The sequence below is a fragment of the Azospirillum sp. SYSU D00513 genome, from assembly GCF_017356015.1.
Classification (GTDB): Bacteria; Pseudomonadota; Alphaproteobacteria; order Azospirillales; family Azospirillaceae; genus Azospirillum.
Map to the genome: position 1 here is coordinate 65,058 of NZ_JAFIQV010000008.1, position 21,498 is coordinate 86,555.

Here is a 21,498-nt window from a genome sequence, read left to right on the forward strand (position 1 = left end):
TTCCCATGCTTCGTCTTGGTTTTCTTGGTGGTTTCAACGACAGCTTCTCCGGCTCCCGCGTGAACCGTCGCGGTCGCAGCCTCGCCCCGTCCGGCCGCTAGCGCGGCGGCACGCTTCCTTCCCCCTCGGCAGGGCCGCGCCTTTCACGGCAACGATTGCCAAAGCCGCGGCCTCATGGTTAGGGTTGGCGCGGGCATGGAACGTCCATATCGGATTTTCAGCACCGGGTTTTAAAAGCCAGCTTTCAAGGGTCAGGTTTTTCCAGCCGCGGAGACCGACGCATGACAACGACGTCCACGGAAGGTCCCTTCATCACAGACCATCCTCTGGACGGTCTTCGCATGCCGGGCGAGTGGGAACGCCACGCCCGCTGCTGGATGGCCTGGCCCTGCCGCCCGGAGACCTGGCCCGACGAGGAGGCTTTCGATGCCGCCTGCGCCTCCTATGCGGAGGTGGCGCGGTCCATCGCTGGCTTCGAGCCGGTGACCATGGTCTGCGACCCCGCCGACGTCGCCGAGGCGTCGCTCGCCTGCGGCGGCGGGGTGCAGATCCTGCCGCTTCCCATCAGCGATTCCTGGATCCGCGACACCGGGCCGAGTTTCGTTCTTGGTGACGGCGGGCGCATGGCCGGCGTCCATTGGCGTTTCAACGCCTGGGGCGGCAACTACCCGAACTGCGACAAGGACCGGCAGGTCGGCCGTCTGCTGCTGGAACAGGCCGGCGTGCCCCTGGTCGAGGCGCCCCTGGTGCTGGAGGGCGGCGCCTTCCACGTGGACGGGCAGGGCACGCTGATCACCACCGAACAATGCCTGCTGAACCCCAACCGCAACCCCGGCCTGAACCGGGAGGAGATCGAGAAGGAACTGCGCCTCCATCTCGGCGTGTCCACGATCCTGTGGCTGGGGGAAGGCTACGAGCAGGACGAGACCGACGGCCATGTGGATGAGATCGCCTGCTTCGTGCGGCCCGGCACCGTCCTGATGCTCACCACCGACGACCCGGACGACCCCAACCACCGGGTTTTCCAGGACAATTTCGACCGGCTGCGCCTCGCCCGCGACGCCCGGGGCCGCGAGCTGGAGATCATCCCCATCCGTCAGCCCGCCCGGCGCGAGCAGAAGGGCGTGCGGCTGACCATGTCCTACACCAACCTCTACATCGCCAACGGCGGCATCGTCATGCCCGCCTTCGAGGACCCGGCGGACGACGAGGCCTACCGCACCGTCCGCAAGGCCTTCCCCGACCGCGAGGTCGTGCAGATCCCGGCACTCGACATCGTGCGCGGCGGCGGCGGCATCCACTGCATCACCCAGCAGCAGCCGGCCCCCTGAAGGGAGCCGGCTCGCCAGCCTTCAGCGCAGCGCCTCCACCAGCTTCCAGACGTTGCGCATCTGGCGGGAGTCCTTCTGCCAGTAGTCCGGGCCGTTGTAGCCGAACCAGTCCCAGCAGCCGTTCGGGTTGCCGCCCATGGCGCTGGAGGCCGCGGCCTGCGGGTACAGGATGACGATGTTGTTGCGCTCGGCGAAGTCGTTGTAGCCGGCGTCGGCGGCGAACAGGTACTTGTGCCTGGGGTCGTAGCTGCCCTCGTTGATCATGTCCTCGTTCTGATGGCAGCCGTGCAGGGCGATGTGCAGGGCGCAGCTGGCGCCGGTCCGGCAGGCCTCGGGCACGTAGACGTAGCCGAACTGGTGCATCATGCCCTTGGGCTCGGTGGCGCCGATCACCCGGTGCTGGTCGAAGCGGACGAGGTTCTTCGGATCGGCCGGGCGGTTGGCCTGCGGCGCATTCTCGCGGCGGTGCAGGAAGCCCAGCATGTCGGCGGCACCCGTCATGCCGCAGTTGGCGATGTAGGGCGCGCCCGCCGAGCAGGCGGTGCCGTCGGGAGAGCGGTCGGTCGGCATGGTGTGCGGCATGCCCACGACGGTCTTGGAAACCAGGTTCGGCGTTCCGGTCGGGCCGGTCTCGCAGCTTTCCATGAGAGTCGCGTACAGCTTCTCGGTGGCGTTGGTGACGGGTCCCGGCACGGTGTCGTCGGCGGCACCCGCGATCAGGAAGACCCGGTCGCCGCACAGGCCGGAGACCGGATCGACCTTCTTCCGGTCGAAGGCGTCCTTGGCGAGCAGGACGAGGCGGGACAGCTCCGGCGTCACTCCGGCGACGCCGGGGACCGTGAAGGCCGGCGGCAGCTTCCTGTAATAGGCCGTGCACAGGTTGACCGCCGTCAGGGCGGCCGACACCGGCGGCATCTGGCCCAGCATGTAATCCGCGCAACGGAAGGGCGGGCCGGCCACCAGCCCGGCGCCCGTCAGGTCCTTGGACCGGGCGACATGGAGCTGGAAGGCCATGGCGGCGCCCGACGAGATGCCGGAAACGGCCACGTCGTTCCGGTCGATGGCCAGCCGGATGCCCTGATCCCGCAGTTCGGCGACATCGGCCCGCGCGGCCGGGGCGGCAAGCGCGGCAGCCACGGATGCAAGCGCGCCGAGCGCTCCCGCTGCAAAGCTCCTCATTCCTTCCGGCTCCTCGTCCCTGGATTGCAGAACATATCACGTTATGTACCAGGGAAGGGCGCCGCTGTCATCAGCGGGCATGGTGCGTTGCAGCATCGGACCGTAAGTGATGGCTTTTCCGGACCTCCCCTACGGGCGACCTCGCCCGTTCCGCGACGGGCGGCTTGCATGAGCAGGGGTTGAGGCGTATTTCATCAACATGCAGTTAAACACCGCCCTGACGCCCCCCTTGCCGAAGCCGCAGGCGCCGCTCACCCCGGCGACTCAGATGGCTTTGTCGCCGGTCGTCCAGGCGGCGCAGCAGACCGCCCCCACCATCCGCACCCAGACCGTGCAGGCCACCCAGGCCGTCGGCAAGGCCGACCAGCCGCGCGACGTGCGTTCCGGCGTCGAAAGCGGGCAGGCAGTGGATACCCGCGCCAGCGCCCTGAACGCCCGCACCAACGGCCGGGGCTACGCCAACGGCACCCGCGGGTCGCTGTTGGACGTGTCCGTCTAGAACTCCCTCAATCCACCAGCCGCTTGATCAGGCTCGACGTGTCCAGCCGGTTGCCGCCCATTTTCTGGAGGTCGGCGTAGAACTGGTCGATCAGGGCGGTGACGGGCAGGGCGGCGCCGTTGCGGCGGGCCTCGTCGAGGACGATGCCCAGATCCTTGCGCATCCAGTCCACGGCGAAGCCGAAGTCGAACCGTCCTTCCAGCATGGTCCCGGCGCGGTTGTCCATTTGCCAGGACTGGGCAGCACCCTTGGAGATGACCTCGACGACACGGTGGGCGTCCAGCCCGGCCTTCCGCGCGAAGGCCAGCCCCTCGGCGAGGCCCTGGATCACGCCGACGGCGCAGATCTGGTTGACCATCTTGGTGAGCTGGCCGGAGCCCGCCGGACCCATGTGCGTGACCGAGCGGGAATAGCATTCCATCAGCGGACGGGCGCCTTCGAAGGCACCGGGATCGCCGCCGACCATCACGGTCAGCACGCCCTTTTCGGCCCCCGCCTGGCCGCCGGACACCGGGGCGTCGAGGAAATGCAGCCCCCTGGCGCGAGCCGCCGCGTCCATCTCGCGTGAGGCTTCGGCCGAGACGGTGGAGTGGTCGGCGATCACGGCGCCGCTCTCCAGCCCTTCCATGGCCGCCCCGGCGACCGCCCGCATGTCGTCGTCGTTGCCGACGCACAGGAACAGCAGCTCGGCTCCCCGCGCCGCCTCCGCCGGGCTCGCGGCCATCCGGCCACCATGCTGGGCGACCCAGGCCTCCGCCTTCGCGGTCGTCCGGTTGTAGACGGTGACCCTGTGACCGGCCGCCGCCAGATGTCCAGCCATGGGGTGCCCCATGTTGCCCAGGCCGAGGAAGGCGACGGAGCGGGGTTGGGCGGAGCTGGGCTGTGCGGTTGTGGTTTCGGCCATTCTGGGGCTCCTCGCGTCGGGGGGTGATGCCGGGGGGCAGGATAGGCGGCGGCGCGGCCCCCGCAAAGGGCAGAGGGGCGCCACGCTCCCGACCAGTACGAAATGACGGTTGAGGGACCGGCTCCTCCGGCGCGATAAAGGATTGCCCCACCGGGTGAGCTTGCGCTTTGGCTGGTTTGCAGCGCACCATGAGGGGACACCGGCCAGGAACCGGGTGCGGACAGCAAAGTCCACTGAAACAGCAAAGACCACTGAATCAGAAGCGAACCAAAAAAGATAAAGAGCGAAAGCCCTTGCAGCCAAGAAAGCCCACACGGGCACAATGACTGGAAGGAAAGACGCATGGCACAGCAAGCGGGTTTTCAGGAAGTTCCGCCGGATGGCAGCTCCGACCTGACGCCGGAGCAGGACAGCGCGATCCGCATGATCGCCAACAACCTGCACCGGCTGAACGAGGCGGTGGTCAAGGCGGTCGAGGCGGGCATCACGGTCGAGCTGATGCGCACGGCGCGCTATCACGACGCGGCCGGCAACTGGGGTGACCAGCTCACCCCCGTGATCCGCCCCGGGAAATAGGCCGCCCCGGAAGATTGGCCTCTCCGGAAAACAGACCGGCCGGGACGGACCCGGCCGGCGGAGTTCCGAAAACCCCTCTCCTCAGCGGAGAGGGGTTCTTTCATGCTCCCGCTCCTCGACGCGGCGCGCGGTTCCCATGGCCGTCCCGGCGAGCATGCCGGCGGCGAGCGCCAGGCCGGCGCCGGCCAGCAGCGCCCGCACCGTGCCCGCGCGAAGGGAACGGCCCGGCGCGTCGGCCCTCGCGTCGAAGGCTCCGCGTGTGGCGTGCACGCCCGAGACCGGCTCGAACAGGTTGTCGCGGTAGCCGGCGGGCAGGGGCTCCTCCCGGGATTGGGCCTCGTAGGCGTTGCGCGCGAGATAGCGGTCCATCAGGCCGGGCGCCGCCATCTGCCCCAGCACCGCCTGCATGGTCGAGGTGCCGACCCACAGCTCGCGCCCGCCATGCTCCGACGCCCAGACGATGGCGTCGGCGGCCTCCTCCGGCTGGACGATGGGGCCGACGGGCTGCGGCCGGCCGGAAAAGCGCGTGCGCGCCCAGCTGAACTGCGGCGTGTTCATCGCCGGCAGATGCACGGTGGTGAGCTTCACGTTGCTGCCGTCGTGGATCAGCTCGCAGCGGAGCGAATCGGTGAAGCCCACCACCGCGTGCTTGGCGGCGCAGTAGGCCGCCTGCAACGGAATGCCTCGGTAGGCGAGGGCGGAGCCGACCTGGATGATGCGGCCCCGGTCGCGCCGCCGCATCCGGCGCAGCGCCGCCATCGTGCCGTGGACCTGGCCGTAATAGGTCACCTCGGTGACGCGGTGCAGCTCCTCCGGTGCCAGGTCCTTCACCGGCGAGAAGACGGTCGCCATCGCGTTGTTCACCCAGACGTCGATGGGGCCGAACGCGTCCTCGGTCCGGGAGGCCGCCGCCTCGACGGCCTTGGCGTCGGCGACGTCGGCGGGCAGGGCGATGGCTTGCCCGCCCAGCGCCTCGACCTCGCCGCGCACCTCTTCCAGGGCGGCGGCGTCGCGGGCGATCAGGCCGATGTGCGCGCCCGTGCGCGCGAAGGCGTGGGCGGTGGCGCGGCCGACGCCGGCCGAGGCGCCGGTGATGACGACGGTGCGGGGCATGTCCATGGCGGGGCTGTCCTGCGGGTTGTGTCGAAGGGGATTGCTCTTCCCATCACAACCCCCGAGGGACCCGTCCGTGCCCGTTCACCCCTTCAAAAAGGCGCTTCCCGAAAAGCCGCCGACCGGAAAGCCGCCCGGGACGCCCGGGCGGGCGCGGTCAGGGAAGTGCCGCCTCCTTGCGCAGGAGGGCGTGGACCCGGTTCGCGAGCTGGTCCGGCTTGAAGGGCTTCGGGAGCACGTCGTCGGCGGTGTCGGCGCCCATCCCGGCGAGCGATTCCGGGCTGTAGCCGGAGATCAGCAGGATGCGCGTGTCGGGCCAGAGTTCGCGGATGCGCCGGGCGAGGACGATGCCGCTCATTCCATGGGGCATCACGACGTCGGACACGACGGCGTCGACGCGGCCCTCGCGCTCCAGCACCTCCAGCGCCATCGGCCCGTGGTCGGCGGTGAGCAGATCGAAGCCCTCCATCTTCAGCCCTTCGACGATGGCGAGCTGGACGAGCGCGTTGTCCTCCACCACCAGCACGCGGGCGGCCCGGTCCTCCGCGCGCGGCGGCGGCGCCACGGACGGGGGCGGGGGCGGGGCGCGGTCCGTCATGGGCAGGACCAGCCGGACCAGCGTGCCGTGCCCGGCCTCGCTCTCGATCTCAGCGGTGCCGCCGGACTGCCGGGCGAAGCCGTAGACCATGCTGAGGCCGAGGCCGGTGCCCTTGTCGGCGGCCTTCGTGGTGAAGAAGGGCTCGAAGGCGCGGGCCTGCACCTCGGGCGCCATGCCGGTGCCGGTGTCGGACACCTCCACCAGGACGCGGCCGCCGGTCGCCGCCCCGTCGGGCCGCGCCGCGATGCGCAGGGTGCCGCCGCCGGGCATGGCGTCGCATGCGTTGACGGCGAGGTTCAGCACGGCCAGTTCGAACTGCACGGCGTCGACCTCGACCCGCATCGGCGTGCCGGCGATGTCCCATTGTAGCGCGATGTCGGCGCGCAATGAGCGCTCCAGCAGGTCGGACATGTTGCGCAGGGCATCGGCGATGTCGAGGACCTGGGTGTTCACCGCCTCCTGCCGGGAGAAGGCGAGCAGCTGGCGGGTCAGCTTGCCCGCCCGCTCCAGCGCCGCGCCGGCACCGTCCAAGTAGCGCGCGGTTTCGGTCCCGTTGCCCTCCGCGAGGCGACGCCCCAGCAGGTGGAGGTTGGTCTGCGCCGCGGTCAGAAGGTTGTTGAAGTCGTGCGCGACCCCGCCGGTGAGCTGGCCCAGCGCCTCCATCTTCTGCGACTGGCGCAGCGTGTCCTCCAGCGCCTCGCGCGCCTTCAGCTCGACTGCCCAGCGCTGGACCGCCTCCGCCTCGCGCCTCGCGCGGCGCAACGCCAGCCAGGAGGTCAACATAAGCCCGAGCGTTGCCGGGACCGCGAAAAGCAGGTCGAACTTGGTGCGGTCCGCCCAGGCGCCGGAGACCTCGGATTCGGCGATGCCGTAGAGGATGTAGACGGGATAGTCTCCGAGCCGCCGGTAGCCGATGATCCGCGGAACGCCATCCCGCACGCCGCGGCCGTGGAACAGGCCTTCCTCAGGATTTGCGGCGATGGCTTCCATGAAGCGGCTGTCGGAGCCGAGGCCGTCGCCACCGCCCCAGTTCTCCGGATGGCGCACCAGCAGCGCCCCGTCGGCCCGGAACAGCCCGACGACGTCGCTTTCCCGCGGGGCGATGCGCCGGTAGAAGTCGGTGAAATAGGTCGTGTAGACGGAGACCGCCACCAGCCCGTCGAAGGGCTCGACCCCGCCCGGCGGGTTGGAGCGGCGGATCGTCATGTTGAACTGCGGCAGGCCGCTCACCCGCCCCCGGATGGCGGGCGTGAACAGCAGGCCCACGGGACGCTCCGCATGGACCCGGAAATACTCGCGGTCGCGGACGTCCGTCGGCTGGACGGGGAAGGTCCGGCTGCTGCTGACCACGTCGCCTTCCGGCGAGATCAGCCCGACCGAGGCCAGCTGGGGAAGCTGCTGGGCGAGGTTGCGCATGTGCTGGTGCAACTCGCGCGACCGGCCGATCTCTTGCCACTGGAGGCCGCGCGTGTATTCGTCCACGCGGCCCAGCACCTGCTCCACCGTCTCGAAGATCTTCAGCCCGTGCTCGTGCAGGAGCAGTGTGACGCGGCGCACCCGCTGTTCCGCTTCGGCTTGCGCTTCCAGGCGGTCGTGCCAGAAGATCCCGACGAACAGCAGGACCGGGACAAGCACCGAAGCCGCCAGAACCGCGCGCAGCAGCCGCAGGGACCCGGCCGTGCCGGCGGGAGGATCGAGGGGTCGCAATGCCGGAACCGCCAGAAGAAGAAGCCGTAAGCCCGAGGAACCCGTGACCATGATCCCGCGGGAAGAGCGGGGAACGGAGCCGAACAGACCGTCGCGCGCAGAGTACGCGGAGAAGGGCGCCCGCCGCAATCGGGCTTTCCCGAACCGCCCGCCGAAGGGCCATGCCCGTCGGGTTCGGGGGACTCGACGCATGGCCTATCGAAGAGAATCGACACTCTGGCCTTTGGCGTGCTTGACGTGGGGGCCGTCAACTGGGACAAAGGTGGTTCTAGACCTCTCTTTACGAGCTTGAGACACATGTTCGATCGCCAGCCCCGCGGTGGCTTCCGCGCTCCCGAGATCACCAAGTCCAACGTCGTTGCCACCGTCAAGTGGTTCAACCCCACGAAGGGCTTTGGCTTCGTTTCGCCGGAAGACGGCTCGCCCGACGCCTTCCTGCACGTTTCGGTCGTTCAGGCGGCTGGCCACGACGCGCTCGACGAGGGTGCCACCATCACCTGTGATCTGGCGCGCGGTCCCAAGGGCCCGCAGGTCGCCACGATCCTGTCCGTCGACACCTCGACGGCCAGCCGCAGCGCCCGCCCGGCGGCGCCGCGCAACGACTACGGCGCTCCGCGCGGTGGTTCGCGCGGCGGCTATGACAGCGGCTGGGACGCCGGCGGAGGCGCTGGCGGCGAAGAGGTCGACGGCACCGTGAAGTGGTTCAACGGGGACAAGGGCTTCGGCTTCATCACCCCGAGCACCGGCGGCAAGGACGTGTTCGTCCACGTCAACGTGCTGCGCCGTTCGGGCCTGCAGACCCTGCAGGAAGGCGATCAGGTCCGCGTCACGGTCCGCCAGGGCCAGAAGGGCCCCGAGGCCGAGCGCGTCGAGCACAACTGATCTGGCTTTTCCCGGCCTAGGCCCGCGTGTCCCGGATGGGGCGGCGCGGGCCGTTGCCGTGAGCCGCATGAACCGTGTCCGCCGAAAGCGGGCACGGTTTTTTGCTGCCGGGTTTCCGTAATCACGCGCCTTTCCCGGGCGGCGCGCGACAGCCCCGGCCCGGTCCTTCGTTCCGGGGGCTCATCTTTCCGGTGGGCCGGCCCTATGCTATCGTCGCGCCCCGGAAGAGGGTCCGCCGGGTCGCCTTCCACGGTGAGGGCAGGCGGCGGCTTCCGCCCGGCGCGGAGGGGGCTATGAGCGACGAGTTTCTGTTCGCGGACGAGGAGACGGGGGACGGGAGGACGGAGCCCGAAGGCGCGCCCGGCACCGCTTCGCCGAAGCCGGAACCGGCCGACCCCTGGCTGATTCTCATCGTCGACGACGACGACGCCATCCATGCCACGACGAAGATGGTGCTGCGCGGCTTCACCTTCGAAGGGCGTCCGGTCCGCTTCCTGTCGGCGGCCTCCGCGGCGGAGGCCCTGGTCGTGTTGCGGGAGAACCCGTCGGTCGCCGTCCTGCTGCTCGACGTGGTTATGGAGTCCGATGACGCGGGCCTCCGTCTCGTCCGGCAGATCCGCAACGGGATGAACAACCGGCGCATCCGCATCATCCTGCGCACCGGCCAGCCGGGGCAGGCCCCGGAGCGCGACGTCATCCTCAACTACGATATCAACGACTACAAGTCGAAGACCGAACTGACCGCGCAGAAGCTCTTCACCTCGGTCGTCGCGGCCTTGCGCGGCTATCAGGACATCACGGCGGTCGAGGAGCACAGGCAGGGGATGGAGCGCATCCTCAACGCCTTCTCCGCGCTGCTCGACAAGCACCGGATGGACGAGTTCGTCGCCGAGTCCGTTGCCCGGATCGGCGAGGTCTGCCCATCCTGCGAGGGGGTGGCCTTGTGCAGCCGCCTTGCCGACGAGGAGGGCGGCCCCGCACGCGAGGCGCTGGTCCTCGGCGGGGCCGGGCTGTTCGCCGGGCTGGACGGGCGCGCCGTCCGCGCCGCCTTGCCGGACGAAGCGGCATCGGCCGTGGCGCAGGCCCTGGAAGGCGGCGGGAATCGGCTCGGCCGCGACCACAGCGTCCTGACCTTCCGCTCCTCCGCGCGCCGTCACGACACGGTTTTCTACCTGCGCCACGCCCGCGCGCCGAGCCAGGACGAACGCCGCATGCTGGAGGTCTTCTGCGCCAAGGTCGCGGTCGGCTTCGACAACGTCCATCTCTACGACGAGCTGAACGCACTGAACCGCAGCCTGGAGAACCAGGTCGTGGAGCGCACGCGTGAGCTGGTCGCCGCGAACGCGCTGGCGGAGGCCGCGCGCCGGGAGGCCGAGGCGGCCAACCAGGCCAAGTCGCTGTTCCTGGCGACCATGAGCCACGAGATCCGCACGCCCATGAACGGCGTCCAGGGCATGCTGGAACTGCTCGAATTCACGCCGCTCTCCGCCGACCAGCGCGAGCTGGTCACGGTGGTGCGCGATTCCGCGGGAAGCCTGCTGACGATCATCAACGACATTCTCGACTTTTCGAAGATCGAGGCCGGGCATCTGGGGCTGGAGCGGGTGCCGGTTTCGATCGCCTCCATCCTGGAGGGGGTGGCCGACACGCTGGCCCCGGACGCCCGCAAGAAGGGACTTTCCCTCATCACCTTCGCGGACCCCGGCCTGCCGGCCGCGGTTCTCGGCGACCCGGTGCGGATCCGGCAGGTTCTGTTCAACATCGCCGGCAACGCGGTGAAGTTCACCCAGGCCGGCTCCGTGAAGATCCGGGCGGAGATGTCGGGCTTCGAGGGCACGCGCGCCACGCTGCGGGTCACCGTGACGGACACGGGCATCGGCATCGCGCCCGACGCGCAGCAGCGTCTGTTCCAGCCCTTCACCCAGGCGGAGGAATCGACGACCCGGCGCTTCGGCGGGACCGGGCTGGGGCTGTCGATCTGCCGCCGGCTTGCGGAGCTGATGGGCGGCGAAATCGGCGTGACCAGCCGGCCCGGCCAGGGCTCCGCCTTCTGGTTCAGCTTCACCGTCGACCTCGCGGATGGCGGCGCTGCCTCATCCCCGACCGCTCCCCTGTCCGGCCTGTCGGTCCTTCTGGTCGCGCCGGATGAGGACGAACGGCGTTTCCTTGCCCGTTATCTGTCGGCTGACGGCGCGATGGTCCTCGACGCGGCGGACGCCCGCGAGGGGGTGGCCCTGCTCGCCGGGACGGCCTGCGATGTGGTGGTCGCGGCGGCGGAAGCGGACCTCACCGCGCTGGAAGCGGCACCCGCGCCGCGCGGCTTCGTGAACGTCACGCCGACTCCCCGTGCGGCCATGCCGGAGGGACCGGTGACCGCTGCGCGGCCGCTGCGCCGCGCGCATCTCGCCCGTGCCGTGCTGGCAGCCGCCGGGCGGGCCCCGGCCGATGCGGCGCCGGGAGACGCCGGACCGGCCGCCGAACCGGCTTTCCCGCAGCCCGTGGCGGCCGCCGGGTTGGACGGCCGGCTGATCCTCGTGGCCGAGGACCATCCGACCAACCGGCAGGTCATCCTGCGCCAGCTTGCCCTGCTCGGCTACCGGGCGGAGGTCGCGGAGAACGGGCTGGAGGCGCTGGCCATGTGGCGCTCGCGCGCCTACGACCTGCTTCTGACCGACTGCCAGATGCCGGAAATGGACGGCTACGCCCTCGCCCGTGCGATCCGCGCGGAGGAAGGCGCCGGTTCCGTCCGCATGCCCATCGTGGCGATCACCGCCAACGCAATGGAGGACGAGGCGCATCGCTGCCATGCCGCCGGCATGGACGGCAGCATCGCCAAGCCGCTGGAAATCCGGCAGCTTCAACTTCTGCTGGAACGGCACATGCCGGTCCCGCCAACCGCCGGTCCGGACGGTGTGGAAGAGGCGGGAAGCGCGACGGTGCCGAACGGGCCGGCCGGGACGGCGGAGCAGGGCAATCCGCCACTCGACCTGTCGGTCCTGAACGGATTGTTCGGGGACGATCCCGCCTTCATCCGCGAGATGCTGGGGGAGTATCTCGCTTCCAACGGTGCCAGCCTGGCCGAACTGGAGCAGGCCTTCGCCGGCGGGGACTGGGACGGGGTGCGCCGGGCCGCCCACAAGCTCTCCGGGTCGTCCCGCACGGTCGGAGCCCCCGGCATCGCCGCCGCCGCCGAACGGCTGGAACGCGCCCTCATCGCGGGCGATCGCGGCGGCCTCGACGGCATGGTTGCCCTCACCGGCCGGGAATTCGGCCGCGTCGCGGAATTCATCGGCCGGCTTTGAAGGGACGGCTTTGAAAGGCTGGCCACGGCCGGGCGGAAGAGCCCGGCCGTCCAGGCCGCGTCAGTGGACCTTCACCTCGTCGCTCCGCTCCTCGCGGTAGACGTGAACGTGGTAGGCGGCCATGGGGTTGCGGTCCAGGTAATCCACCAGGCGCCGCTCGGTGTCGCCGTTCGCCTCGCGGATGAACATCTGCCAGGCCGGCTCCATCGTCTTCCGCGCGGTCTCGTCGTGCGGCAGCATGATGAATCCACCCCATTCCGGCCGGAAGTCGGAAAGGTAGCTTTCGGCGTAGTGGCGCATCATGGCGGGGTCGTTGACGTTCACCGATTCCTTGTTCTCGAAACAGATCCTGAGCTGCATCGTCCGTCTCCCGGTGCTGCGGGCGTCCGGAACCGGCCAGAGGCGGAGCGCGTGACCGGTCGGAACGCCACCGAAACAAACCTTGCAGATATATGGAGCGTTTCGGGGCCGGGCGCAGGGGGGCGGCTTCGAAAAGCACCATTTCCGTTGCGGAATGATGCTTATCCTGGCGCGCAACGGCGGCGCCGACGCAGGCCGCCTCAGGCAGCCGTGAGCGAATCACGGACCACGCGGACCAGCCGGTCGCGCAATTCGGCGACGCTGCGGGACAGGCCGTCGGCCGCGTCCCGAACCTCGGCGGCGCGGCCGCCCGTCGCGTCGGCCTCGTGGGAGACCTCGGCGATGCGGCGCGACACCTCCTCGGCCGCGGCCGCGGTCTCGGCGACGTTGCGGCTGATCTCCCGGGTGGCGGCGGCCTGTTCCTCCACCGCGGCGGCGATGGAGGAGGCGACATGGTCCACCTCGCCGATGCTGCGGCCGATGCCGTCCACCGCCGCCACGGCGCTCCGCGTCGCGGCCTGGATCTCGGCGATCTGGCTCGAGATGTCCTCGGTGGCCTTGGCGGTCTGGCCGGCCAGGCTCTTGACCTCGCCGGCGACCACGGCGAAGCCCTTGCCCGCCTCTCCCGCCCGCGCCGCCTCGATGGTCGCGTTCAGCGCCAGGAGGTTGGTCTGGCTGGCGATCTCCTGGATCAGGGCGGCGACGTCGCCGATCCGCGTCACGGTCCGGGACAGCGACTCGATGGCGGCGCGGGCATGTTGGCCGCTGCCGACGGCCTGGCGGGAGATGTCGCCGGCGCGGCTGACGCGTTCCCCGATCTCGGCGATCGACTGGGCGAGTTGCCCGGCGGCGGCGGACACGGTCTGGGCGTTGCGCAACGCCTGGTCCGCAGCCGCCGCGACCGACTGGCTGTTGACGCCGACCGAGCCGGCGGAGGCGAGCATGGCCCCGGCGTCCGCTTCCATCCGGCAGGTGCGCTCGGTCACGCGGTCCGCGGCGGCGTGGGTCTCCCGCTCGACGGTGGCGGCCATCTCTTCGAGCGCCTGGCGCTTGGCGGCTTCGGCGGCGGCGCGTTCCTGCTCCTGCCGGGCGCGCAGCGCGGCGTTCTCCAGCCCGTTGGCCTTGAAGACCTCGACCGCGCGGGCCATCGCCCCGATCTCGTCGCCGGCGCCGGTGCGCGGCACGTCCGCCGTCAGGTCGCCGCCGGCCAGCCGCTCCATGGCACGGGTAAGGTCGCCGACGGGACGCACCACGCGGGCGATCACCGCATAGCCGCCGCCGACGGCCATGGCGAGCGCCAGGGCCAGCAGGATCCAGCCCGTCCGCTCCGCCCGGCCGTGCGCCCGCTGCGCCTCGGCGAATGCGGTGGCGGCGCTCGTCACCTGAAAGTCGATCAGCGCGCTGATGCGTTCGGTGACCGGGTCGATGATCCGGTAGAGATCCTCGCGGACGAAGCGGTCGAGGGCAGGGGCGTCCTTCCGGTCGAGGATCGTGGCGAGCTTGTCGACGGCGGCGTCCGCCCCTTCCGTCAGCGGCTTGAGCTGCCCGATGAGCGCGGCCTCCTCGCCCGTCATCCGCGTGCCGAGATAGGAATTCCAATGGCGCCGGATGTCCTCGCGCGCCTTGGCGACCGACGCCGCACCCTCCGCCCACTGGAAGTTGCCGTTGCGCACCTTGTGCGAGGCGTCCACCACGAAGACTGCGTAGGCGTCGGATACGATCTTGAGATCGCGCAACGGGACGACCCGGTCCTCGTACACGGTGCGAAGGCCCTCGTTGGCCGTGCCCAGCGCCCGCATGCCGACGAGGCTGCTCAGCGTCAGCAGGCCACCGAGAAGCGCCAGGACCGAAAGCAGGGTGACCTTGACCGTAACGCGCATCGCTGTCCCCGGTGTGAAACGGCGGATCATAGCCGCCCTGTCCGGGGCACCCGTTGCAAGTTGCGTGACGTTTTCGTGAAACGGCGGGCGGCGGCCCGTCTTAGCTTGGCGCCCGCCGGTTCCTGGTGACGGTTTGCCTCGAAGGCGAGCGGCGCCCGGCCGGCTCTGCCCAACATTTGGGCGCTACGCCGCGACTCCTTTCAGCGCCTCTCCGGCGACGAGGAGGCGCAGGGCGAGTTCCTCCGCCTCCTCGGCGCAGCCCATGTCGAGCAGGAGCTGGGCAAGCGGCCGGCAGCGCGCGAGAAGGCGGCGCGCCTCCTCCGGGTCGGATGGCCGGCGCAGCATGGTTCCGACCAGCCGCTCGCCGCCCATCCGGGCGAGCAGGCGGGTGTGTTCCACCAGCCGCTGTTCCAGCGTGTCGAGCGCTGGCGGCCGGTCCGCGTGGGTGAGGTCGGTGCAGAAATGGTGCAGGCCGCGCAGCTGGCGCAGCAGGGCGGCGAACAGAAGCTCGTCCAGCGGGCCGCCCCGGGCCGCCCGCGCGACCATGTCCACCAGCGCCTCGGACAGCCGCCATGCCGCCGACAGGTAATCGTTCAGCGCCTTGCGGTCGGCGGGCTCGACGAAAGCCCCGGACTCCTCCCGGTTCTCCTGCTGGTCGTCCAGGTTGCGCAGCACGATCACGATCAGCCCGTCCACCGAGGCGAGCGTGGCGAGGCTGGCGTGCAGCGCGCGGAGGCCCCGGTCGGCGGCGAAACCGTCGATCGCCTCGGTCGCGCGGCGCAGGGCGAAGCGGGCCAGCCTGCGCCTCTGGAAGACAAGCTCCTGAAGGCCGGCGGCGGCGCCCAGCGCCTCCAGCAGGAGGTGCCGAACCTCGAAGCGCAGGAGCGCCCCGGCGAGCGCGTCGATGCTGCCGCGCGTGACTGGCCCGTCCACGCGCACGATGCGGTCGGCGTCGGCGCGGGCGTCCGCCAGCACCGCCGCGGCCGCCGCCTGGAGATGGGCGCGCCCGCCGCCGCGCATCAGCCGCACCAGCGCCCGCATCGCCTCCGCCACCTCGACCGCGCTGGGGAGCGCTTCCGCTTCTGCCTCCGGCGCGCCGTCCAGCCCGCCGCCCAGCTCCTCCTCGCCATGCAGCGCGAGGCGGCCGCTCAGATGGTCGCGCAGGGAGGGCAGGAGCACGTCCACGACGATGGGGGCCACCGGCCGGAGCAGCGTCTCCAGCATGCGGCCCTGCGGCTGTCCCACCATGCCGTCCAGCGGGTTGCGCAGCGGGGGCATCAGGCGGGGGCGGTGCGGTTCCAGAAGGGCCAGCACGCGGTCGGCGCGGACCGCCGTGATGTTCCCGCTCAGCAGCCGCACCAGCGCGATGGCGTCGCGCGCCTCGCGCAGGCCGCGCGACGTGGACCCGATGGGAGCGGAACGCGGGGCATGGGCCTTGGCATGAGCGATGGCCGGCGGGCGCGTCGCGGCCGGGGGCACCGGTTTCGGCCTCTCCACCCGCTTCATCGGCCACATGGTCGCAACCTCGCGCATCCGTCTCAACCGTCGAAGGTTATCAAGACTGCCGCCCCTTTCGCGCCGGCTCAAAAGGATAAATTTAAGACTTTGCCCTTATCCCGGCCTCATGCCCGCCCGCTTCGCCCGGCCGGGGCTTGGCGGACGGCCCGGCCCTGTCGTAGCGTGGCGCGGCAGGGTGCGGCGCTTTCGCCGGCGTGAGGCTTTCCAAGGAAGAGGTCCGGTCCATGTGTGAACTGCTGGGCATGAGCGCCAACGTGCCCACGGACATCTGCTTCAGCTTCCAGGGGCTGATGCAGCGGGGCGGCCAGACCGGGCCGCACCGCGACGGATGGGGCATCGCCTTCTACGAGGGCAAGGGCTGCCGCAGCTTCCACGACCCGGCGCCGAGCTGCGAGTCGGAGGTCGCGAAGCTGGTCAGCCGCTATTCGATCAAGTCCTGCGTGGTCATCTCCCACATCCGTCGCGCCAACCGCGGCCGGGTGGCGCTGGAGAACACCCATCCCTTCACGCGCGAGCTGTGGGGCCGGCTCTGGACCTTCGCCCACAACGGCCAGCTCAAGGGCATCAAGAGCCGCACGCTGACCTTCTACGAGCCGGTCGGCTCGACCGACAGCGAGCATGCCTTCTGCTGGATGCTCGACCAGATCCGCATGCATTTCCCCGAGCCGCCCAAGCGGGAGGGGCCTCTGCTGCGGCTGATCCGCGACCTCGCCGCCGACCTCGGCGGGCTCGGCGTGTTCAACATGCTGCTCACCGATGGGCGGCACCTCTGGTGCCATTGCGCGACCAATCTCGCCTGGCTGACGCGCCGGGCACCCTTCGGGCCGGCGACCCTGATCGACGCCGACATGAGCGTGGATTTCTCCCGCGAGACCACGCCCGACGATGTGGTGACCGTGGTTGCCACCCGCCCTCTGACCCGCGACGAGGCATGGACCGTCATGAAGCCCGGCGAGATGATCGTCTTCCGCGGCGGGCTGCCGTCCGGCGGGCCGGCACGCGGCGGGGAAGCCCGCGCGGCCTAGCAACGCCTACTTCCGGTCGCTGCGGAAGGCGACCACATGGGCCTGCCCCTCGTCCTCGGGCTCGGCCCCGAAGCCGAGCAGGCCGGACCCCACGAGCCTCGTCGAATCGCGCAGCAGGCGCACCGGGCGGGAATTGCCGGCGCGGATGAAGGTGCCGTTGCTCGAATGGTCGGTCAGGATGAAGCTTTCACGGCTGAACTCCAGGCTGGCGTGCTGGCGCGACGTCTGGCGCGCGGCGACGCGCAGGCCGCTCGTTTCCTCCCGCCCGATGGTGAGGCGGGGCATGAAGCGGTTCACCGCCACGTCGAAGCCGTTGTGGCTGAGGCGGAGCGTCGCCACGTCCTGCTCCTGGTGCGGCATGGAGACGCCGACCGTGGTGCTGCCGAGATGCTCGTCCTCCTGCTCGCCGGGCTGGAGCCGGTGGACCCGGATGGGGGCGGCCTTACCCTTCACCGCCACGTTGCTGAGCGGCTTGGCCTTGCGGCGCAGCGGCGGGGAAAGCTGGTCGGCCAGCGCGTCGGTCACCAGGATCTCGCCCGGCCGGGCGATGGCCTCCACGCGGGCGGCGACGTTGCAGGCGTCGCCGTAGACATCCTCGGCCCCCTGGATCACCGGCCCGAAATGAATGCCCACGCGAAGCTGAAGCCCGTGGTCGGCCTCCGCCGCCGACATGGCGAGTGCCGCCCGGCCGGAATCGTCGGCGGTGGGGAAGGCGGCGAGCAGCCCGTCGCCGAGGCTCTTGATCACCGTGCCGCCATAGGTCTCGATGATCCGCCGCAGATGGGCCAGCATCGCCTGCGTCAGCGTGGCCGCCGGCAGATTGCCGATCCGCTCGTACAGCTGGGTGCTGTCGGCGATGTCCACGAACAGGAGGGCGAGAGGCTTTTCCATCTCCGACGGGCCGCCAGCATAAGGGAAGGGTTTTCCGATCCTAGAGCCTTTCCCGGCGTCTTTGGACCGGAAAACACGCAGGGGCTTTCGAATGGCGCAAGGCGCGGCGCCGCGCGCCTTCCTAACGCGCCGCGCGCCGGACGAGCAGGATGTTGCTGAGGAAGACCGCCGCGGCGCTGGCGGCGATGACCGCCGCCATCGGCATGGCAGTTCCGTCGGCGATGTAGCCGACCACCCAGCCCGAGGCGGCGCCGAATCCGAACTGCATCATGCCCGCCAGCGCCGAGGCGGTGCCTGCCATGTGCGGGTAGGCCGCCATGGCGCCGGCCATGGCGTTGGGGATGATCAGGCCGGTCAGCGCCATGAACAGGAACAGCCCGCCGACCAGCCCCCACAGCCCGCCCCAGCCCATCGCGGCGCAGCCAAGCAGGAGCAGCCCGCTGAGCATCGACAGGAGGCTGCCGAGCCCAAGGAGGCGGTCGGACCCGTAACGCAGCACGAGCCGGCTGTTCAGCGTGTTCACGATGATCATGCCGACGATGTTGATGCCGAACAGCAGGCCGTAATGCTCCGGCCGGACGTGGAACAGGTCGATGTAGACGAAGGGCGATCCCGACAGGAAGGCGAACATGCCCGCGTAGACGAAGCCCATGTTCAGGGCATAGCCGAGATAGCGGCGGTTGGTCAGCAGCGCGCGGTAGGACTGGAGCAGCCCCGCCACATGCGCCCGGCGCCGGTTGGCCGGGTCCAGCGTCTCCGGGATGCTGGCGAGCGCCGCCAGCGCTATGAAGCCGAAGGCCGCCTGCGCCCAGAAGATGCCCCGCCAGTCCGCCAGCAGGAGGATCTGCCCGCCGATCAGCGGCGCGATGATGGGCGCCGCACCCATGATGAGCATCATAAGGGACAGCACGCTGGCCGCGCGGTCGCGCGCGAACACGTCGCGGATCATCGCCCGCACCAGCACCGGACCGGCGCAGGCGCCGAGCGCCTGGACGAAGCGCCACAAGGCCAGATGGTCGATGTCCGTGGACAGGCTGCACCCGACGCAGCCGGCGCCATACAGCAGCACGCCGGCCGCGATGGGAAGGCGGCGTCCCAGCCAGTCGCCGAGCGCCCCCCACAGGAGCTGCCCGATCCCGAAGCCCAGGAAGAAGGCGGACAGGGTCCGTTGCGCCTGCTCCTGGGTCGCGTGGAAGCCCGCCTGGATGTCCGGCAGGGCCGGCAGATACATGTCCGTACCCATCGGACCGAAGGACATCAGAATGCCGAGAACGCCCAGGAAAAAGGGGCTGCTGGACGGCGGCACCGCGCGCGCGGCGGCAAGGCGTGCGAATATCTGGTCTCGGTCGGTCCGGTTGGGCAAGCCTTTAAGGCTGGGCCGGAAGGCGCCCGCCGACAAAGACCGTTTCCGTATGGCAGACCTGCCGGCGGAACTCCGGAACCGGTGCCGCAATCGGATGGGCGAGGGGACGGGCTGTGACATCCGTTTCCCGCGACTCGGGGCTCTCTAGGCGTGCGCACTCTTTAGCGGTAAATTCCTTCCCTAGAAAGTGGTGGAATCTTCCACGTTGGAGAAGAGCATGCGGCGGCTCACGGCGGGTTTCTGGGGCGGGCTTCTGGTCGCGGTCGGCCTGCTCGCCGGCGGTGCCGGAGAAGCCCTGGCCGGTTCGGCCGGCAAGAAGCCGTCATCGCCGCAGCCCGACCCGATCGCCTGGAGCCAGGTCCGCGGACCCTCCGGCGGCATCGCCCAGTCCATCGGGGGCTACGCGGCGGGCTGCGTGGCGGGTGCCCGGCCGCTGGCGCCGGAGGGGACCGGCTACCAGCTCATCCGGCTGTCCCGCAAGCGCAACTACGGCCATCCGGCCCTCATCGATTTCCTGGAGGATTTCGGGCGCAAGGTCGCCGCGGCCCGGATCGGCACCGCGCTGATCGGCGACATGGGGCAGGCGCGCGGCGGGCCGATGAGCTTCGGCCATGCCAGCCACCAGAACGGGCTGGACGCCGACGTCTGGCTGCGGCTCGACCTTCCGGCGCTGCGGCGCGACGCACGCGAGACGCTCCGGGAGATCAAGTACGTCGATTACGGCCGCCGGCGCGTCTCCGCCGACTGGAGCGAGGGGCAGGCGCAGATGATCCGCATCGCCGCCGCCGACCCGCGCGTGGCGCGCATCTTCATCAACCCGGCCATCAAGCAGGCCATGTGCCGGCATTCCTGGCCGGACCGCAGTTTCCTGCGCAAGCTGCGCCCCTGGCACGGCCATGACGGCCATATGCACATCCGGCTGAGCTGCCCGCCCGGAAGCCCGCAATGCGAGGAGCAGAAGGAACTGCCGGCCGGAGAGGGCTGCGGCGAGGATGTCGAGTCCTGGATGGCGTCGCTGGCACCCCTGATCGAGCGGCCGCCCGGTGATCGCCCGCGCCCGAGGGCGGTCAACCTGCCGCCGGTCTGCCGGTCCGTGCTGCGCGCCAGCGGGACCACCGTGGCCTCGGCGGGGGACGGCCTGTCCGACTGACACCCGCCGGGATCCCGTTCCGGCCTATCGCGGTTTTCTAACTGTTCATCATTGAGCCGGTGAATTAAGATCGCACGCACCGGCATGCCCCCTTTTCGGGGGAAAAGCCGGCTGCTTCGACCATCAGGGCGAGCGTTGATGCGATGACCGACAAGAAGGACGCCGCGGACGGCTCGCTGAGCCTGAAAACCCGTTTCCAGGCCTGGTGGGAAGGCTATGACCTCTCCGGCCTGAAGGCGAAGAAGCAGGAAGCCGAGGAGGCTCCGCCGCCCGAACCGTCGGCGGCCTCCAACCCGCCGGGCATGAACCGTTGGGGCAAGCCCCTGTGGACCGCCACCCGGATCGAGGTGGCCGAGAAACTGTGGGGCGAGGGATTCAACACGCCCGGTGGATCGGACCACATCCCCTATCTCGTGCGCCCGCTCGGCCTGAACCCGGCCATGAGCGTGCTCGACCTTTCCGCCGGGCTGGGCGGCACCAGCCGCACCATGGCCGGCAAGTACGGCTGCTGGGTCACGGGGCTGGAGGCGTCTCCGCTGCTGGCGAAGGAGGGGATGATCCGCTCCTTCAAGCACGGGCTGGAGAAGAAGGCGCCGGTCGAGACCTACGACCCGGAGAACTTCTCCTACTCCAAGCGCGTGGACGCCATCGTCTACAAGGAAGGCATGTTCTCAGTCCGGGACAAGGACCAGATGTTCGACGCCATGGAGATGGTGCTGAAGCCGCGCGGCCATGTGCTGATGACGGACTACATCGTCGAGCCGCAGCTCGCCGGCGCCAAGGCCATCCAGCACTGGTGCGACAAGGAACCGATGGCACCGAATCTCTGGAGCAGGGAGCAGATGTCCAACGGCTTCGCCCAGCGAAACCTGGACCTGCGCATCAGCGAGGACATCACCGACACCCACCGCACCCTGATCCTGTCCGCCATCCAGGGGCTCGTCGAGCATCTGGAGAAGCACAGCATGGACAAGGACACCAAGATCGCGGTGATGCAGGAGGTGGAGATGTGGGTCCGCCGCGTCGCGGCACTCGACGCCGGGCTCAGATGCTACCGCTTCTACGCGATCAAGCCCGCCGAATAGCGGGCGGGGGAGAGGCCCCCGTGAAAGGCCCCCTGTGAAAGGCCGATTTGAAAGACCGCGGAATGTCCCGCTCTATACGTTGACAGGGCGGATGCACCACACTATGTTGCGCGCTCTTTGAAGTGCCGCCGACCG

General features: G+C 70.0%; 17 protein-coding genes. 8 read left to right on the forward strand and 9 right to left on the reverse strand.

Annotated features, from left to right (window positions below):
- Window positions 1-281 precede the first annotated feature (281 nt).
- A complete protein-coding gene (locus JUB11_RS08295; protein ID WP_247886923.1) occupies window positions 282-1,331 on the forward strand; it encodes an agmatine deiminase family protein in 1,050 nt (349 codons plus the stop codon).
- A 21-nt stretch (window positions 1,332-1,352) separates the two neighbouring features.
- Here JUB11_RS08295 and JUB11_RS08300 read toward each other — a convergent pair whose 3' ends face one another.
- Window positions 1,353-2,510: a hypothetical protein gene (locus JUB11_RS08300; RefSeq protein WP_207458051.1), complete on the reverse strand. Its 1,158-nt coding sequence runs from the start codon at window positions 2,508-2,510 to the stop codon at window positions 1,353-1,355.
- A gap of 199 nt (window positions 2,511-2,709) precedes the next feature.
- On the opposite strand from JUB11_RS08300, the gene JUB11_RS08305 reads away from it, so the two are divergent.
- Window positions 2,710-3,009, forward strand: coding sequence for a hypothetical protein (locus tag JUB11_RS08305; protein WP_247886924.1), 300 nt, complete (start codon window positions 2,710-2,712; stop codon window positions 3,007-3,009).
- A gap of 7 nt (window positions 3,010-3,016) precedes the next feature.
- Here JUB11_RS08305 and JUB11_RS08310 read toward each other — a convergent pair whose 3' ends face one another.
- Entirely contained in the window at window positions 3,017-3,913 is an 897-nt protein-coding gene (locus JUB11_RS08310) for an NAD(P)-dependent oxidoreductase (protein WP_207458052.1), read from the reverse strand.
- Window positions 3,914-4,255: 342 nt separating this feature from the next.
- Between JUB11_RS08310 and JUB11_RS08315 the strand changes: the two genes are divergently transcribed.
- Window positions 4,256-4,489, forward strand: coding sequence for a hypothetical protein (locus JUB11_RS08315; RefSeq protein WP_207458053.1), 234 nt, complete (start codon window positions 4,256-4,258; stop codon window positions 4,487-4,489).
- Window positions 4,490-4,570: 81 nt separating this feature from the next.
- Here the strand turns inward: JUB11_RS08315 and JUB11_RS08320 are convergent, their stop codons facing one another.
- A complete protein-coding gene (locus JUB11_RS08320; RefSeq protein ID WP_207458054.1) occupies window positions 4,571-5,608 on the reverse strand; it encodes an SDR family oxidoreductase in 1,038 nt (345 codons plus the stop codon).
- 151 nt (window positions 5,609-5,759) lie between these two features.
- On the reverse strand, window positions 5,760-7,907 hold the full coding sequence (locus tag JUB11_RS08325; RefSeq protein ID WP_247886925.1) for a hybrid sensor histidine kinase/response regulator: 2,148 nt from the start codon (window positions 7,905-7,907) through the stop codon (window positions 5,760-5,762).
- A 297-nt stretch (window positions 7,908-8,204) separates the two neighbouring features.
- Between JUB11_RS08325 and JUB11_RS08330 the strand changes: the two genes are divergently transcribed.
- Both JUB11_RS08330 and JUB11_RS08335 read left to right on the forward strand, forming a co-directional pair.
- Window positions 8,205-8,789, forward strand: a complete 585-nt coding sequence (locus JUB11_RS08330) for a cold-shock protein (RefSeq protein ID WP_207458056.1) — start codon at window positions 8,205-8,207, stop codon at window positions 8,787-8,789.
- A 293-nt stretch (window positions 8,790-9,082) separates the two neighbouring features.
- Window positions 9,083-12,091: a response regulator gene (locus tag JUB11_RS08335; RefSeq protein ID WP_207458057.1), complete on the forward strand. Its 3,009-nt coding sequence runs from the start codon at window positions 9,083-9,085 to the stop codon at window positions 12,089-12,091.
- 60 nt (window positions 12,092-12,151) lie between these two features.
- Here JUB11_RS08335 and JUB11_RS08340 read toward each other — a convergent pair whose 3' ends face one another.
- The 3 genes from JUB11_RS08340 to JUB11_RS08350 form a co-directional block, all read right to left on the reverse strand.
- Window positions 12,152-12,451, reverse strand: coding sequence for a hypothetical protein (locus JUB11_RS08340; RefSeq protein ID WP_207458058.1), 300 nt, complete (start codon window positions 12,449-12,451; stop codon window positions 12,152-12,154).
- A gap of 200 nt (window positions 12,452-12,651) precedes the next feature.
- Complete coding sequence (locus JUB11_RS08345; protein WP_207458059.1) at window positions 12,652-14,331, reverse strand: methyl-accepting chemotaxis protein; 1,680 nt, start codon at window positions 14,329-14,331, stop codon at window positions 12,652-12,654.
- A gap of 183 nt (window positions 14,332-14,514) precedes the next feature.
- Window positions 14,515-15,864: a hypothetical protein gene (locus JUB11_RS08350; protein ID WP_207458060.1), complete on the reverse strand. Its 1,350-nt coding sequence runs from the start codon at window positions 15,862-15,864 to the stop codon at window positions 14,515-14,517.
- A 209-nt stretch (window positions 15,865-16,073) separates the two neighbouring features.
- Here JUB11_RS08350 and JUB11_RS08355 point away from each other — a divergent pair, with 209 nt between their 5' ends.
- Complete coding sequence (locus JUB11_RS08355) at window positions 16,074-16,874, forward strand: class II glutamine amidotransferase (protein ID WP_207458061.1); 801 nt, start codon at window positions 16,074-16,076, stop codon at window positions 16,872-16,874.
- A 6-nt stretch (window positions 16,875-16,880) separates the two neighbouring features.
- On the opposite strand, the gene JUB11_RS08360 is transcribed toward JUB11_RS08355, so the two are convergent.
- Together JUB11_RS08360 and JUB11_RS08365 are read right to left on the reverse strand one after the other, a co-directional pair.
- On the reverse strand, window positions 16,881-17,765 hold the full coding sequence (locus JUB11_RS08360) for an adenylate/guanylate cyclase domain-containing protein (RefSeq protein WP_207458062.1): 885 nt from the start codon (window positions 17,763-17,765) through the stop codon (window positions 16,881-16,883).
- A 121-nt stretch (window positions 17,766-17,886) separates the two neighbouring features.
- The gene (locus JUB11_RS08365) at window positions 17,887-19,248 is read right to left on the reverse strand and encodes a Bcr/CflA family multidrug efflux MFS transporter (protein WP_211112467.1); all 1,362 of its coding nucleotides are present in this window, start codon (window positions 19,246-19,248) and stop codon (window positions 17,887-17,889) included.
- Between the two features lie 97 nt (window positions 19,249-19,345).
- Between JUB11_RS08365 and mepA the strand changes: the two genes are divergently transcribed.
- Entirely contained in the window at window positions 19,346-20,278 is a 933-nt protein-coding gene (gene mepA, locus JUB11_RS08370; protein WP_207458063.1) for a penicillin-insensitive murein endopeptidase, read from the forward strand.
- A gap of 143 nt (window positions 20,279-20,421) precedes the next feature.
- The gene (locus tag JUB11_RS08375) at window positions 20,422-21,363 is read left to right on the forward strand and encodes a methyltransferase domain-containing protein (RefSeq protein WP_207458064.1); all 942 of its coding nucleotides are present in this window, start codon (window positions 20,422-20,424) and stop codon (window positions 21,361-21,363) included.
- The last annotated feature ends 135 nt before the right edge of the window (window positions 21,364-21,498 follow it).

Bases quoted from the DNA above. Each gene is read 5' to 3' on its own strand.
- JUB11_RS08330 (WP_207458056.1), top strand. From the start codon at position 8,205: ATGTTCGATCGCCAGCCCCGCGGTGGCTTCCGCGCTCCCGAGATCACC.
- JUB11_RS08350 (WP_207458060.1), bottom strand. From the start codon at position 15,864: ATGCGCGAGGTTGCGACCATGTGGCCGATGAAGCGGGTGGAGAGGCCG.
- JUB11_RS08340 (WP_207458058.1), bottom strand. From the start codon at position 12,451: ATGCAGCTCAGGATCTGTTTCGAGAACAAGGAATCGGTGAACGTCAAC.
- JUB11_RS08365 (WP_211112467.1), bottom strand. From the start codon at position 19,248: ATGTCACAGCCCGTCCCCTCGCCCATCCGATTGCGGCACCGGTTCCGG.
- JUB11_RS08335 (WP_207458057.1), top strand. From the start codon at position 9,083: ATGAGCGACGAGTTTCTGTTCGCGGACGAGGAGACGGGGGACGGGAGG.
- JUB11_RS08345 (WP_207458059.1), bottom strand. From the start codon at position 14,331: ATGCGCGTTACGGTCAAGGTCACCCTGCTTTCGGTCCTGGCGCTTCTC.
- JUB11_RS08315 (WP_207458053.1), top strand. From the start codon at position 4,256: ATGGCACAGCAAGCGGGTTTTCAGGAAGTTCCGCCGGATGGCAGCTCC.
- JUB11_RS08310 (WP_207458052.1), bottom strand. From the start codon at position 3,913: ATGGCCGAAACCACAACCGCACAGCCCAGCTCCGCCCAACCCCGCTCC.
- JUB11_RS08295 (WP_247886923.1), top strand. From the start codon at position 282: ATGACAACGACGTCCACGGAAGGTCCCTTCATCACAGACCATCCTCTG.
- JUB11_RS08300 (WP_207458051.1), bottom strand. From the start codon at position 2,510: ATGAGGAGCTTTGCAGCGGGAGCGCTCGGCGCGCTTGCATCCGTGGCT.
- JUB11_RS08355 (WP_207458061.1), top strand. From the start codon at position 16,074: ATGTGTGAACTGCTGGGCATGAGCGCCAACGTGCCCACGGACATCTGC.
- JUB11_RS08320 (WP_207458054.1), bottom strand. From the start codon at position 5,608: ATGGACATGCCCCGCACCGTCGTCATCACCGGCGCCTCGGCCGGCGTC.
- mepA (WP_207458063.1), top strand. From the start codon at position 19,346: ATGCGGCGGCTCACGGCGGGTTTCTGGGGCGGGCTTCTGGTCGCGGTC.
- JUB11_RS08305 (WP_247886924.1), top strand. From the start codon at position 2,710: ATGCAGTTAAACACCGCCCTGACGCCCCCCTTGCCGAAGCCGCAGGCG.
- JUB11_RS08375 (WP_207458064.1), top strand. From the start codon at position 20,422: ATGACCGACAAGAAGGACGCCGCGGACGGCTCGCTGAGCCTGAAAACC.
- JUB11_RS08360 (WP_207458062.1), bottom strand. From the start codon at position 17,765: ATGGAAAAGCCTCTCGCCCTCCTGTTCGTGGACATCGCCGACAGCACC.